We start from the raw sequence: 12,694 nt of genomic DNA on the forward strand, positions 1-12,694 counted from the left end.
TTAGATGTGCTTCACCCCGTCGGCGACCGCACGCAGCTTGTCCGGGTTGGCGACGTTGTGCACGGTGACGATGCGGCCGGCTGCGTCCAGGTCGACGGTCAGCGTGGCGATGACGCGACCGGCACCGGTCAACAGGATGCCGGGGCCGCCGTTTATCTCGACGACTTCTGCTGCCATATCAGCGATTTCGACCCCCTCATAGGGCCGTGCACTCGCACCGGCGATCCAGCGCGCAACGTTGTCGATACCGACGATCGGTCGCATCGCCTGGCGGACCTTGCCACCGCCGTCCGTCCACAGCGTGACCTCCGGTGCGAGCAACTCCATCAGTTCGTTGATGTCACCGCCGGTGATGGCGGCGAAGAACCGCTCGGTGGCCTCGCGTTTCTTGACGCGGTCGGCCTGAAAGCGGGGCCGGCGTGCCTGCACGTGTTCGCGGGCGCGATGGGCGGCCTGACGCACGGCAGATTCCGACCGCTCGACGGCGTGAGCGATCTCGGCGTAGCTGAAGGCGAACACTTCCTTGAGCACGAACACCGCGCGCTCCAACGGGCTCAGTGTCTCCAACACCACGAGCATCGCCATCGAAACGGATTCGGCGGTGGCGACGTCCTCTGCGGCGTCGGGTTGGGTGAGGATGGGCTCGGGAAGCCATGGGCCGACGTATGTTTCACGTTGGTGGCGGGTGGACCGCAGCCGTTCCATCGACAAGTTCGACACGATGCGCGCAAGGTAGGCCTTCGGATCGGAGACCTGTGACCGGTCGTCCGCCGACCACTTGAACCAGGCGTCCTGGACGACGTCCTCGGCATCCGCGGCCGAGCCGAGGATCCGGTAGGCGATCGAGAACAACAAGGTCCTGTGGTCGGCGAACGTCTGCTGGTCGGCGTTCATCGAGTCTTCCGGCCGCCGCGCCGCCACGTCGCCGCCCCCAGCGCTGGCAGCACCTTGAGCAGGCGGTATGTGGTCCACGGGCTGGAGCTCACCGTCTCTTTGTACGCGACGGCGAACCTGCCGGCCAAGTAGAACCGCCCCGGAGTGTCGTCGGCGTGGGTGAACTGGATGACGCCGTCGTTGCGGCCCAGGCTGACGGGCTGATGGACGTAACCGAAGCGGAACCTCTTGGGCTGCTTGCCTTTAAGCTCGCGGACGATCGATGCCGCCGCATGCAGTGCGGTCGGGATACCGCTCTGGCAGGTGCCGTGGATGACACCGTAGCCCTGCTGGATCGCGGCGGCGTCCCCGACGGCGTAGACGTTGGGATGTGACACCGAACGCAGCGCCTCGTCGGTGACGATGCGGCCACGGTCGTCGACGTCGAAGCCGGCGGCCGCGGCGATCGGCGACACCCGCACGCCCGTCGTCCACAGCACCGCCTGCGCATTGACGACCTCGCCGTCGTCCAGCGCCACACCGTCGGACATCACCTTGACGATGTCGACACCGGCGCGCACCTGCACACCAAGCCGCTCCAGGCCTGCGTGCAGTCGGGCCCGCGCCTTGTCGCCCATCATCGAACCGGGGACCTGGCGGCTCAGCAGCACGACGTCGAGTTGTGGATGCTGTTCGGCGATCTCCGCCGCGGACTCGATGCCGGTGAGCCCGCCGCCTGCCACGACGACGGTGCCGTCGGTGAGGCGGTGCAGATGGTCGGCGAGCAGCATCGCGTCCTGCGCGCTGTTCAAGGTGTAGGCGAATTCGTCAACGCCGGGAACCGTTTCGGTGTCGGCGACGCTGCCGAGGGCGTAGATCAGCGTGTCGTAGCGCAGCGGGTAGGCGTCATCGATGCGGACGGTCTGCGCGTCGGCGTCGATGCCCGTCACCCAGCCCTGGACGAAGTCGACGCCGGTGCCCTCGAGCTGATCTGGAATCTGCAGATCGGCCAAGGTCTGCCCGGAGGCGGTCTGATGCAAGCGCAGGCGTTCGGTGAACCGGGTCTGCGGGTTGACGATCGTGATGGAAACGTCGTCGCGACCCTTCAGGCGGCCCACCAACCCGGCGGTGGCGGCCATCCCGGTGTAACCGGCGCCCAGAATCAGGATCTCGGTCATCGTTCTGCCTTTCTTGTCGGCGGTTGATATGCACCAGACGCAAACAGCGCCGCGATTCGTGACATCGACTTCGGGGTAAATTTCGCCATGCGCTTGAAGACACTGGTCAGCACCGCTGCAGCTACATTCGTCACGGCACTGGTAGGCGGGTTGGCAAGCCGACCCGCGCAGTCAGCGTGGTACGCCGGCCTGCACAAGCCGAGCTTTCAGCCGCCGCGGCAGGCCTTTCCTGTCGTATGGCCCTTGCTCTACGCGGACATCGCTGCCGTTTCGGCCTCGACGCTGGACCACCTCGGCGCCGCGGATCGCAGGCAGGCCCGCACCTATGCCGGGCTGCTGGCCGTCAACCTCGCGCTCAACGCCGGTTGGACGTGGCTGTTCTTCACACGTCGCCAACTCGGGACGTCGGCCGTGGCGGCGGCCGCGCTGACGGTGAGCAGTGCCGATCTCACGCGACGGTCCGTCGCGGCGTGTGGTCCGCGTGCCGGTGTTCTCGCCGCCTATCCAGCGTGGTGTGCGTTCGCGACGCTGCTGTCCACCCGCATCTGGCAGCTGAATCGCTCTCGGTAATCCCGCCACGCCGGCCCGATTAGCTGCGACGATTGGGGAGCGACCTGCTGTCGCGCGGCGGGCTCGCACCGGCTCGCGTGGGAGGGGCGAATCAATGGCCCGAACGTCGTTTGCGTACATCCTCTCGGTGCTGATGATTGCGGTGGCGGCCTGTTCCGGCGGTGAACATGGCTCGACGCCGCCCACCTCTAGTGCTCACAACGGCACCTCGGCCCGCATGACCGTCGCCCTCATCACCCATCAGGCGCCTGGCGACACGTTCTGGGACCTGGTCCGTCGGGGCGCCGAGGCGGCAGCGGCCAAGGACAACGTCGAACTTCAGTACTCGCACGATCCCGACGCGGCGGCCCAGGCCAACCTGGTGCGGGCGGCGGTGAGCGCAAAGGTGGCAGGCATCGCGGTCACCCTGGCCGACCCTGTGGTGATGACGCCCGCGGTCCAGGCCGCGATCGCTGCGGGCATTCCGTTGGTCGTCGTGAACTCCGGTATCGCCGACTGGAAAGCGCTTGGCGTGATGGAGTACTTCGGGCAAGACGAGACGATCGCCGGCCGGGCGGCGGGCGAACGCTTCACCCACGAAGGCGCCCAGAACGCGCTCTGTGTGATTCACGAACCGGGGCATGTGGGGCTCGAAGCCCGATGTGACGGGCTGACAAGCGGATTCGCGGGCAAGACACAGAAGCTCTACGTCGACAGCGTGGACAAGGACGCTGTCAAGAGCGCGGTGATGGCAAAGCTTCAGCAGGACTTCAGCATCGACCGTGTCCTCACGCTCGGCGCCCCAGTGGCGCTGGCCACCTTGGAGGCTGTCGCCGAAGTGAACAGTTATGCCAAGGTGGCGACGTTCGACACCAACGCCGGTGTCGTCGACGCGATCAAGAACGGCAGGATCGAGTGGGCCATCGACCAACAGCCGTTCCTGCAGGGATATCTCGCGGTCGACTCGCTTTGGCTGTACTTCACCAACAAGAACGTGATCGGTGGTGGTCAGCCGACTTTGACGGGGCCGTCGTTCGTCGACGAGACCAATATCAACTCGGTTGCCGACCTCGCTCAGGCCGGCACTCGCTGAGTCGTCGTGACGGTCATCTTCCTCACCGGCGACGTGATGACCGGCCGTGCGATCGATCAACTGTTGCCGCATCCCGGTGATCCGACTCTGTGCGAATCCGTGGTTTCCGATGCGCGAACCTATATTTCGCTTGCCGAGCAGACAAACGGTCCGATCCCGGCGCCGATCGAGTATTCATGGCCGTGGGGCGACGCTTTGGAAATCGTCGAGCAGTTCGCGCCCGACGTCCGACTGCTGAACCTGGAAACGAGCATCACCACAGGCGGTGAGTTCGCCCGCGGAAAGGCGGTGCATTACCGGATGCATCCCGACAACATCGGCTGTCTGACGGCAATCCGGCCCGACGTCTGTGCGCTGGCCAACAACCACATCCTCGACTTCGGGTATCAGGGACTGACCGACACACTGCGAACGCTCGACCGTGCCGGAATACGCAGTGCTGGTGCGGGTTTGGATGCCGAAAGTGCGCAGCGCCCCGCTGTCGTCGGGCGGGTGGTGATCGCATCCTGCGGCATGAGTTCGAGCGGCATTCCACCGGGGTGGGCAGCGACGGCACACCGGCCCGGAGTTGCGTACGTGCCGGACATGACCGACGACAGCGCCGACCTGATCGCTGATCGAGTGACAGCCTTGACGGGACCCGACGACGTCGCGGTGGTCTCGCTGCACTGGGGCTCGAATTGGGGCTATGTCGTCGACAGCGCACAGATCAGGTTCGCGCACAGGCTGATTGAGGCCGGCGTCGACCTGGTGCACGGCCATTCGTCGCACCATCCGAGGCCAATCGAGATATACCGCGGAAAGCTGATCATGTACGGATGTGGCGACACCATCGACGACTACGAGGGCATCTCCACCTACGAAACGTTTCGCCACGAGTTGCGGCTGCTGCATTTCGCTTCTGTCGACAAGTCGGACAGTGTCCTGCGCATGGTGCCGGTGAGAATGCGAAGGATGCGGCTCGAGCGTGCGCCTGAGCGGGACGCTGCGTGGTTGCACGCCAGCATCGTAGAGATGAGCAGCAGTTTCGGAACGCGCGTCGAGGCCACGGCCGACGGCGTACTCACCGTCGCTGCGTAGCCGAAAAAGAATTGGCGGGCAAGGACAGCGGTTGGTAGCCTCTCGGACACCGTGACGTCGATCGAGGAGGTGAGAACCCATGCATGCGGTACCGAAATGGGTGCTCCTCGTCTTTCCACGGTCAGGCGATTGAGGTAGGTGGTCGCCGGGAGCGCCTGGACAACAAGGCAATCCCGAAAGGCAACTACCTATGCATTTCAACTCACAGACTTCGTCGAACGGCATCGTCGAGCGTGATTTCATCCTGGACGACGTCACCGGAGTGCTCTGGTCACCCGCTGAGTCATCCGACGGTGCGCCCTTGATCCTGATGGGTCATGGTGGGGGTCTTCACAAGAAGGCACCCGGACTAGTGTCCCGCGCTCACTATTGGGTAACCACCGGTGGATTCGCGGTGGCCGCAATCGATGCCCCCGGACACGGTGAGCGGCCGCGAAACGCCGAGGACAACCAGTGGGTCGCCGCGCTTCGTCAGGCCCGTTCGGCGGGAGAACCAATCGGCCCGATCGTGATCGACTTCAACGCGTCGCTGGCTGAACGTGCCGTTCCGGAGTGGCGGGCGACCATCGACGCCCTATTGACTCTGCCAGAGATCGGCGCCGAATCCGGCGTCGGCTACTGCGGCATGACGCTGGCGACCGCCATCGGAATTCCGTTGGCGGCAGCCGAACCACGCATCGCCGCTGCGGTTTTCGGCGCGATGTTCGAATCTGACGCGCTGAGGGCAGCGGCGAAGCAGATCACCGCGCCCATAGAGTTCCTGTTGCCGTGGGATGACCAGGAGATCGGCCGCGAACACGGTCTGGCGTTGTTCGACGCCTTCGCCTCGAAAGAGAAACTGTTGCGTGCGTTCCCGGGAGGGCATCGCCAGGTACCCAGTTTCGCGACCGAAGATGCGCGCCCGTTCTTCGGCCGGCATCTCAGGCGCGCAGGCTAGTGATGAGTTCGAGGCCCGGAAGTCGCTCATAGGGGGATGCTCGTGGAGCCTAGTCGATCGTAAAGGAGCTAGCTTTACGAATGGACGGTACAGTACCATACGATCGTAAAGCCGAACCTGAGGAGCTGGCGATGGCGACAGCGGCGTTGGAGACCACCGACACCCGGACGCGACTGATCGAGGTCGCAGTCGACCTGTTCACCCGACACAGCTTCGCGGGCACCTCGCTGCAGATGATCGCCGATGAACTCGGATTGACGAAAGCTGCTATCTACCACCACTTTCGAACCCGCGAGCAACTGCTGGCCGCTGTCCTTGAACCGATCCTCGCCGAGTTGCGGACCATCGTGGACTCTGCCGAGACGAGGCGTACCGCGCACTCACGGGCAGAGCACATGCTGAGCGGCTACGCGGCGCTGACGGTGCGCAACAGGGGACTGGTTGCGGTGCTAGCAGCGGACCCGAGCGTCGCAGCAGTGCTCATCGAGCGCGAAGAATGGGGCGATCTGATCAAGCGACAGCTGGCCCTGCTGGCCGATGTCGATCCGGGACCCGCCGGCGAAGTGAAGGCGGCCATGGTCTTCGCCGGAATGGCAGGCGCGGCGGGGCCGACATGGGGCACTTTCGCTGACGCGGCGTTGCAAGAGCATCTGGTGGATGCGGGCCGTCGCACGCTGGGCCTGCGGGCGCCACGACGCAGTTGACATCAACTACCAAGATATTCAAGCGATTTCGGGAAGGAAGAGACATCGATGAAGACGGCTGTCGTGACAGGAGGCGGTTCGGGTATCGGCCGGGCGGTGGCGGAACGGCTGCGGGCCGACGGCTACCACGTGGCCACGATCGACCTGACCGCCTCCGATGAGGAGTTCGCACAGACCGCAGACGTGACCGATCGCTCCCAGGTCGATCAGGCGTTGGCGGCCATCCGCGCGCAGCTCGGGCCGATCACGATCCTGGTCAACGCGGCAGGCCTGGACGGTTTCAAGCGCTTCACCGACATCACGTTCGATGAGTGGCGCAAGGTGGTGGACGTCAACCTCAACGGGGTGTTCCACTGCATCCAGACGGTCCTGCCCGACATGATCGACGCGGGCTGGGGGCGGATCGTCAACATCTCGTCGTCGAGCACCCATTCCGGCACTGCGTACATGTCGCACTACGTCGCAGCGAAGTCGGCGGTCAACGGGTTGACCAAGTCACTGGCCCTGGAGTACGGACCGGCGGGCGTCACGGTGAATGCCGTGCCGCCGGGCTTCATCGATACGCCGATGCTGCGCAATGCGGAATTTCGCGGCAGGCTCGGCAATGTCCAAGCGACGATCGACGCGACGCCAGTCCGCCGGATGGGAAAACCCGAAGACATCGCTGCCGCATGCGCTTTCCTGATCTCTGATGAGGCCGGTTACATCACGGGGCAGATTCTGGGCGTCAACGGCGGGCGCAACACGTAGCCGATCAGGCGCTATGCGACGATGTTCGGATGTCGAACGAGCCGGCGCACTTCACATTGGCCGAGGGCGGCGCGTACGTGCCAACGCCGTTCGCGCAGAGTCATTGGGGCGACGATCATCTGAATGGGCCAGCGGTCGTCGGGTTGGCCGCCCGCGAACTCGAGAATAATTGCGGATCACCGGAATTCATGCCGACACGATTCACCGCAGATTTGTTCCGTGCGGCACGCAATGTGCCGACGACGATCGACGTGCGAGTGGTCCGCGACGGAAGGCGGGTGCGCAGCGCGGAATGCGATGTAGTGCAGGAGGGCCGCACCGTGACTCGGGCCACGCTGGTGCAGTACCGACGCTCAACCGCGCCACCCGGTCGTGAGTGGACGGCGCCCGTCTCGCTCGTAGCGCCGCCGCCGCCCGACGATTCAGTACTTCCCTTTGTCGGAAGCGACGAAGCGGGCTGGACACGGTCGCCGGCGGCCCATCAGAACGACTCCCGAAAGCGCTTCTTCAACGACGGCATCAAAGTTCTTGCGGGAGAGGAGAATTCTCCGTTCGTCCGCGCCGTGATGATCGCCGAAGCGACGAGTCTGGTGACCAACCTCGGCACGCAGGGCATCGGCTATATCAACGGTGACCTGACGGCTGCGCTCGCCCGGCTGCCTGTTGACGATTGGATCGCCATCCAAGCGGATTCGCACTGGACGGCGGATGGGATTTCGGTCGGCACGGCGACGCTTTTCGACTCCCAAGGCGCCTTCGGCTCGGGCATGGTCACCGCAGTAGCCAATCCCGCTGCGCAGATAGACTTTTCGACCCAGAGAACGCTGTTGAAGGGTCTCAACTACGAATAGCGACCGGCGGTCAGCACCAGCCGCCACAGTGGAAGCCCTTCCGGCCGTCGCCGGGATTGGCCGAGTTGGTGCCCGGTGATTGTCGCGGCGTTGGCGCCACGCTGATCGGTGCGCGGGTCACATCCACGTCCGGCCCCTTGGTTGGCTCCGGAGCGGACGGCCTCCAGTACGGCTCGTTGTAGGACGGGGCCGAACCGGTTTGCTCCGGCGGTGGTGGTGGCGGGGGAGGCGGGGGTGGTGGTGGCGGCGGAAGGTTGATCGGTGAGGGTGCAGCACTGCTGATGGCAGGCGCAGTGGTTGATGGCGCAGGTGCGACCGAGGTCGACGGGCCGGGGGCCGTCGACGAGCTATCGGGCCACGCGAGCAGGACAACGGGCGCAAGGACTGCGGCGGCGGCGACGACGGTCAGCGCGATCCTGGCCTGTCTGGCGCGGTACCACGGCTCCGGGGGAGCCCGGAAGGTCAAGGTGCTGGTATCCGATGCGCGCAGCTGACCGTTCACTGTCCACGTGTTGACCGTCGAGGAAGGAGCCCGTCGCACTGGCTGCGGAGGAGGTGGCGGAGTGGCCTCGCTCGGGGCTTTATACGGTGCTTCGACGGTCGGGACTGCGGGTTCACCGTGCGGTGGGGTGGGAACGTCGTCCACAAAAGTTGGCTCGGCTACCTGCCCACCACCGAACCACCCGTCGGCGTCGTACGGGTCCTGCGGGTGATCGAAGCCCCAATCCGGCGGGGCTTCGCGCTCAGTCACGCCTCGATGCTATCGCTCACGTGCGAGACAGCGGCAAATCACGCGAGGTCAACGGCTTTCATCGGGGTCAGTACGCGCCGACCGTGACCTCCGTGCCTGCACGCTTCTGTCCGAGGGTCCGCAGCGACTGCCCGATCCGCACCGCGGCCGTCAACGCGTCGCTGGAGCCGTGCGGGCGGCCGAAATGCAGTAGCAGAGTGGCGCGCAGGGCGCCCGATTCGCACGGCATGTTGCCATGTAGGCTGCGATAGCCCCAGAACAGGTAGAGATTGCCGACTTCCATATCGACTCTGTGCAGATAGTCGCTGTCGTCGAGACGGCGCAAGATATGACGGCGATAAAACTGGCTTTGCCCGACGGCTTTGTCGATGATGTTCGCGAGAACAAAGCGTCGGAAAGGGCGCTTATTGAAAAGTCCCACTAATTCCCCGGAGTTGCCCTGTTCGGCATTCGGCAGAAATATCGGGACGACCATCGTGACCACACTGGCGTCGTAATGAAACCAATACGCGTCGCCTTCGCCGCGCGGGCCTGCGATCACGCGCAGGGCCGAGCCGGTCAGCTCCAGCTCGGCCGGTCCTTCCGGGAAGCGGGTGCGCACAATGTCCGTCAGCAGCGACAGCACCGAAGAGCTGTTGATGAAAGCCTCTGCGGCGCTGTGTTCTTCGCCTTGAGGCGACCGAATGAATTGGTCGTGGACGCCGTGGTTCAGCAGCCGATCCTGGACGTCGGCGCGCGCTTGAGCCAGCCATTCGTGCGGAACCGCATCCTCGAGACACACCACTCCGGATTCGTCCAACTGCTCGGCGATTAGGCGTGGGTCGCCATATTCGATGATCGGCTGCGTCATGGTCGCAGAAGCATACGTGATCTTGAACCGATGTCGTGTGGGTGAATCGATCGAGTGAGCCACCCCACAATTGCGCTGGACGGCATCTGTGCGCGGGCTATGAAAGCGATATTTGCCGGAACTGCCGACGGATTATCGGCATCTTCGCCAGGGGATCGGGCGGGTAAGCCCTCCGATTGCTTCAGTTCGGCCCCTCGTTGATCGGCCGCGGCGTACATTTCTTGACGCTGAACTGCCCTATCGAACAAGGAGCGGTGATGGGTCACGTCACCTATGTCGGCCGGGTCGGCGCATTGGCTGTCGCGCTGGGAGTGGGTTGGGCGGTAGCCACCACGCCCGCGGTGGCGTTGGCAGAGCCAACAGACTCGAGTACCACGTCGTCGGCCTCGACTGGTGCGGCCGATTCCTCGTCCACCTCGACAACGGACAAGACGAAGCCGGTCGAGTCGACCTCGTCGACGGAGTCGAATGCCACGTCTTCGGAGAAGGCACCGACGCCCGAGGCGCAGACAACGGTCGAAGGCGAGCCCGCCGCGGCCACGAGCAGCCCATCCGCCGGCGACGACGATGCTCCGACCACGCCCCCGACGTCCTCCAAAGGTGGCACCCGCAAGACGGTCAAGCCATCGTCGCGAAGCACGACGACGGCAGCCTCGACATTCTCTCTGCCGAAAGAACTCTCGGTCGCAGCGACCTCGACAGTGCAGTCACCGAGCGCAATTCGACTCACCAGCACGGTGCCGACCGTCGACGTCCGCACCTCGAGCCTCGCTGCACCAACCACGGTGGCGTCGCCAATCACGGTGACAGCCAACTCAATCGCAACGATTCCGCCGCAACCGCATCCCGCACCGTTCAGCGGGCCGCTGGCGCCGTTGAATGTGGTCACGAATATCGTCTCGTCTCTGCTTGGGTGGGCCGGGCTGGGGCCATCGATGACCGCCGGTCCCGTTGCGCCCGTTCACGAGCCGGCGCTGTGGGCGCTGCTGGCGTTCGCGCGACGCGAGATCGAGCAGACCCTGCTCGGCTTTTCGCCGACAGCCGCCCAGCATGTCGCCGTACAACCGGTCGTAGGCCCGAACTTGCTGGTGAATCCGGGCGCCGAACTCGGTGACCCTTCGTTGTCCGGATACAGCTCGGTCACCGTGCCAGGCTGGACGGTGACCGGCACGCCGACGGTCATCGAATACGGCACTGCGCGCCGCTTCCCGTGGCCGACGTCCTCTCCGGGGCCGACGTTCCCGGCATTTCTCGGATTCCCCAGTGCGGCTTGCGCGCCACCCGATAGCGGTGAGCAATTCTTCGGCGGTGGGCCCGTTGCCACGTCCACGCTCAGCCAGACCGTGAATCTCAGTGCCGCGGCAGCCGAGATCGACGGTGGCGCAGTGCCTTACACGCTGAGCGGAGATCTCGGCGGCTTCACCATCGACCCCTCCGCCGCGTCTGTCCGCGTCGAGTTCCTGAATGCCAACGGGGACACGATCGGTACCGGCGGGATCCGGCCGGTAGGCGTGCTCGATCGCTTGTTCCTGACCAGATTCCTCGAACGCGATACCGCAGGCACCGTGCCGGTGGGCACCCGCGCCGCCCGTGTGGTGGTGACGCTGAAGGACTGCAACCCGGTGCTGGGCAACTACAACAACGCTTACGCCGACAACCTGTCGTTCACAGTCGGTGCGGCGGGACTGGCGCCGGCGCCACTCACACGACCGGCTTCGAACGTCGGCCCGCTCGATCACGTGTTCATGGTCTACATGGAGAACAAGGGCTTCAGCGACATCGTCGGTAGCCCGAACGCGCCGTACCTGAACGCCCTGATCGACAGCTACGGACTGGCCTCGAACTACTACGCGCTGACTCACCCGAGCGACCCGAATTACTATCCGATCATTGGTGGTTCGGACTTCGGGCTCAATTACAACTGCCCGGCCGACTGCTTTGATCCCGCGCTGAACCTGGCTGACAACATCGAGTTGGCGCACAAGACCTGGGCCGGTTACATGGAGGGTGGCGGCGGTTACAGCACCCCCACCGACAGGCTGCCGTTCCTCGCTTTCCACGACATCTACGACGACCCGAGCCGAGTGAACAGCCACCTGTTCGACCTGTCGGAGATGGCAACCGACCTCGCCTATCCCGCTTCGGCTCCCAACTTCGCCTGGTTCGCCGCCGACGACGCGACGAACATGGAAGGTCCAACCACCACCCTGCCTGGAGTCATCCAGTGGGCGCTGAGCCAGCTCACGCCGAAATTCCTTGGCGGACACCAGTACAACGTCGCGGCAGGCGACGCATGGCTGCAGGAGACGCTGCCCATCATCATGAATTCGGATACGTGGAACGACCCCACGCAGAAGAGCGCCATCTTCCTCACATTCGACGAGGACTACAACAACCTCTCGCTGGGCAACGGCAACGAAGGCAACCACATCGTCACGATCGTCATCCCGTCGCCCGGCGCCGTCGCTAGCGGTATGCGCGACGGTGCGTTCGTCGCCGATGACCGCTATGACCATTACAGCCTGCTGCGCACCATCGAGGATTCACTCGGACTGCCGCCGCTGACCGACAACGACCGTTACGCGCAACCCATGAACGAATTCTGGACGTAGCGCACCCGAGGTTACGATCCGGGTGTGACCCCGGATGCGCAGCGGCTACGCGACCTCAAACTGCTGCGCCGCGTCCGCGATCGGATGGACCGCGAGTACGCACAGCCATTGGATGTCGAGGCATTGGCGCGCGGCGTCAACATGTCGGCGGGTCATCTGTCGCGCCAGTTCAAGCTCGCGTACGGGGAGTCGCCGTATTCCTATCTGATGACGCGCCGCATCGAGCGTGCGATGGCACTGCTGCGAGGCAGCGACATGAGCGTGACTGAGATTTGCTTCGCCGTCGGCTGCTCGTCGTTGGGCACGTTCAGCACCCGCTTCACCGAGTTGGTCGGGATGCCGCCCAGTGCTTATCGGGAACAGACCGCGGGCGTGACGCCCGGGATGCCGTCATGTGTGGAGAAACAGGTCACCAGACCGATCAGGAATCGAGAAGCGCCCGCCGCTCGGCTGCATCTACCGTGAG

Annotated in this window: 14 protein-coding genes; 9 read left to right on the forward strand and 5 right to left on the reverse strand. The window is 64.7% G+C overall.

Translation table 11 applies throughout. The features are described from left to right. Positions 1–894, reverse strand: a complete 894-nt coding sequence (locus J3E61_RS30210; protein ID WP_210086369.1) for an RNA polymerase sigma-70 factor — start codon at positions 892–894, stop codon at positions 1–3. After that, a complete protein-coding gene (locus tag J3E61_RS30215) occupies positions 891–2,051 on the reverse strand; it encodes an FAD-dependent oxidoreductase (RefSeq protein ID WP_210086370.1) in 1,161 nt (386 codons plus the stop codon). Before J3E61_RS30215 ends, J3E61_RS30210 begins: the two co-directional genes overlap by 4 nt. An 87-nt stretch (positions 2,052–2,138) precedes the next feature. Here J3E61_RS30215 and J3E61_RS30220 point away from each other — a divergent pair, with 87 nt between their 5' ends. The 7 genes from J3E61_RS30220 to J3E61_RS30250 all read left to right on the forward strand — a co-directional run bounded on the left by J3E61_RS30220 (position 2,139) and on the right by J3E61_RS30250 (position 8,015). Further along, entirely contained in the window at positions 2,139–2,621 is a 483-nt protein-coding gene (locus J3E61_RS30220; RefSeq protein WP_210086371.1) for a tryptophan-rich sensory protein, read from the forward strand. A 94-nt stretch (positions 2,622–2,715) separates the two neighbouring features. After that, positions 2,716–3,693 carry a substrate-binding domain-containing protein gene (locus tag J3E61_RS30225; protein ID WP_192722908.1) on the forward strand — a complete coding sequence of 326 codons (978 nt, stop codon included), beginning with the start codon at positions 2,716–2,718 and terminating at the stop codon, positions 3,691–3,693. 6 nt (positions 3,694–3,699) lie between these two features. Next, the gene (locus J3E61_RS30230) at positions 3,700–4,773 is read left to right on the forward strand and encodes a CapA family protein (RefSeq protein ID WP_210086372.1); all 1,074 of its coding nucleotides are present in this window, start codon (positions 3,700–3,702) and stop codon (positions 4,771–4,773) included. 190 nt (positions 4,774–4,963) lie between these two features. Further along, positions 4,964–5,710: an alpha/beta hydrolase gene (locus tag J3E61_RS30235; protein WP_210086373.1), complete on the forward strand. Its 747-nt coding sequence runs from the start codon at positions 4,964–4,966 to the stop codon at positions 5,708–5,710. Positions 5,711–5,841: 131 nt separating this feature from the next. After that, on the forward strand, positions 5,842–6,414 hold the full coding sequence (locus tag J3E61_RS30240; RefSeq protein WP_210086374.1) for a TetR/AcrR family transcriptional regulator: 573 nt from the start codon (positions 5,842–5,844) through the stop codon (positions 6,412–6,414). A gap of 48 nt (positions 6,415–6,462) precedes the next feature. Next, on the forward strand, positions 6,463–7,164 hold the full coding sequence (locus J3E61_RS30245) for an SDR family oxidoreductase (protein ID WP_210086375.1): 702 nt from the start codon (positions 6,463–6,465) through the stop codon (positions 7,162–7,164). Positions 7,165–7,193: 29 nt separating this feature from the next. Next, entirely contained in the window at positions 7,194–8,015 is an 822-nt protein-coding gene (locus J3E61_RS30250; protein WP_210086376.1) for a thioesterase family protein, read from the forward strand. 10 nt (positions 8,016–8,025) lie between these two features. Here the strand turns inward: J3E61_RS30250 and J3E61_RS30255 are convergent, their stop codons facing one another. The 3 genes from J3E61_RS30255 to J3E61_RS30265 form a co-directional block, all read right to left on the reverse strand. Beyond that, on the reverse strand, positions 8,026–8,766 hold the full coding sequence (locus tag J3E61_RS30255) for a hypothetical protein (RefSeq protein ID WP_210086377.1): 741 nt from the start codon (positions 8,764–8,766) through the stop codon (positions 8,026–8,028). Between the two features lie 67 nt (positions 8,767–8,833). After that, the gene (locus J3E61_RS30260) at positions 8,834–9,616 is read right to left on the reverse strand and encodes a hypothetical protein (protein WP_210086378.1); all 783 of its coding nucleotides are present in this window, start codon (positions 9,614–9,616) and stop codon (positions 8,834–8,836) included. A gap of 271 nt (positions 9,617–9,887) precedes the next feature. After that, positions 9,888–10,505: a hypothetical protein gene (locus J3E61_RS30265; protein ID WP_210086379.1), complete on the reverse strand. Its 618-nt coding sequence runs from the start codon at positions 10,503–10,505 to the stop codon at positions 9,888–9,890. Positions 10,506–10,551: 46 nt separating this feature from the next. Here J3E61_RS30265 and J3E61_RS30270 point away from each other — a divergent pair, with 46 nt between their 5' ends. Both J3E61_RS30270 and J3E61_RS30275 read left to right on the forward strand, forming a co-directional pair. Further along, positions 10,552–12,228, forward strand: a complete 1,677-nt coding sequence (locus J3E61_RS30270; RefSeq protein ID WP_210086380.1) for a phosphoesterase — start codon at positions 10,552–10,554, stop codon at positions 12,226–12,228. A 24-nt stretch (positions 12,229–12,252) separates the two neighbouring features. Next, on the forward strand, positions 12,253–12,693 hold the full coding sequence (locus J3E61_RS30275; protein ID WP_192722898.1) for a helix-turn-helix domain-containing protein: 441 nt from the start codon (positions 12,253–12,255) through the stop codon (positions 12,691–12,693). Position 12,694 lies beyond the last annotated feature (1 nt).

It is taken from the genome of Mycobacterium sp. OAE908 (assembly GCF_017872775.1).
In the GTDB taxonomy this organism is placed as follows: Bacteria; Actinomycetota; Actinomycetes; order Mycobacteriales; family Mycobacteriaceae; genus Mycobacterium.

What these genes read in the sequence shown, in the direction of transcription:
- J3E61_RS30210 (WP_210086369.1), bottom strand. Translation starts at nt 894, where the DNA reads ATGAACGCCGACCAGCAGACGTTCGCCGACCACAGGACCTTGTTGTTC.
- J3E61_RS30215 (WP_210086370.1), bottom strand. Translation starts at nt 2,051, where the DNA reads ATGACCGAGATCCTGATTCTGGGCGCCGGTTACACCGGGATGGCCGCC.
- J3E61_RS30220 (WP_210086371.1), top strand. Translation starts at nt 2,139, where the DNA reads ATGCGCTTGAAGACACTGGTCAGCACCGCTGCAGCTACATTCGTCACG.
- J3E61_RS30225 (WP_192722908.1), top strand. Translation starts at nt 2,716, where the DNA reads ATGGCCCGAACGTCGTTTGCGTACATCCTCTCGGTGCTGATGATTGCG.
- J3E61_RS30235 (WP_210086373.1), top strand. Translation starts at nt 4,964, where the DNA reads ATGCATTTCAACTCACAGACTTCGTCGAACGGCATCGTCGAGCGTGAT.
- J3E61_RS30240 (WP_210086374.1), top strand. Translation starts at nt 5,842, where the DNA reads ATGGCGACAGCGGCGTTGGAGACCACCGACACCCGGACGCGACTGATC.
- J3E61_RS30245 (WP_210086375.1), top strand. Translation starts at nt 6,463, where the DNA reads ATGAAGACGGCTGTCGTGACAGGAGGCGGTTCGGGTATCGGCCGGGCG.
- J3E61_RS30250 (WP_210086376.1), top strand. Translation starts at nt 7,194, where the DNA reads ATGTCGAACGAGCCGGCGCACTTCACATTGGCCGAGGGCGGCGCGTAC.
- J3E61_RS30260 (WP_210086378.1), bottom strand. Translation starts at nt 9,616, where the DNA reads ATGACGCAGCCGATCATCGAATATGGCGACCCACGCCTAATCGCCGAG.
- J3E61_RS30270 (WP_210086380.1), top strand. Translation starts at nt 10,552, where the DNA reads ATGACCGCCGGTCCCGTTGCGCCCGTTCACGAGCCGGCGCTGTGGGCG.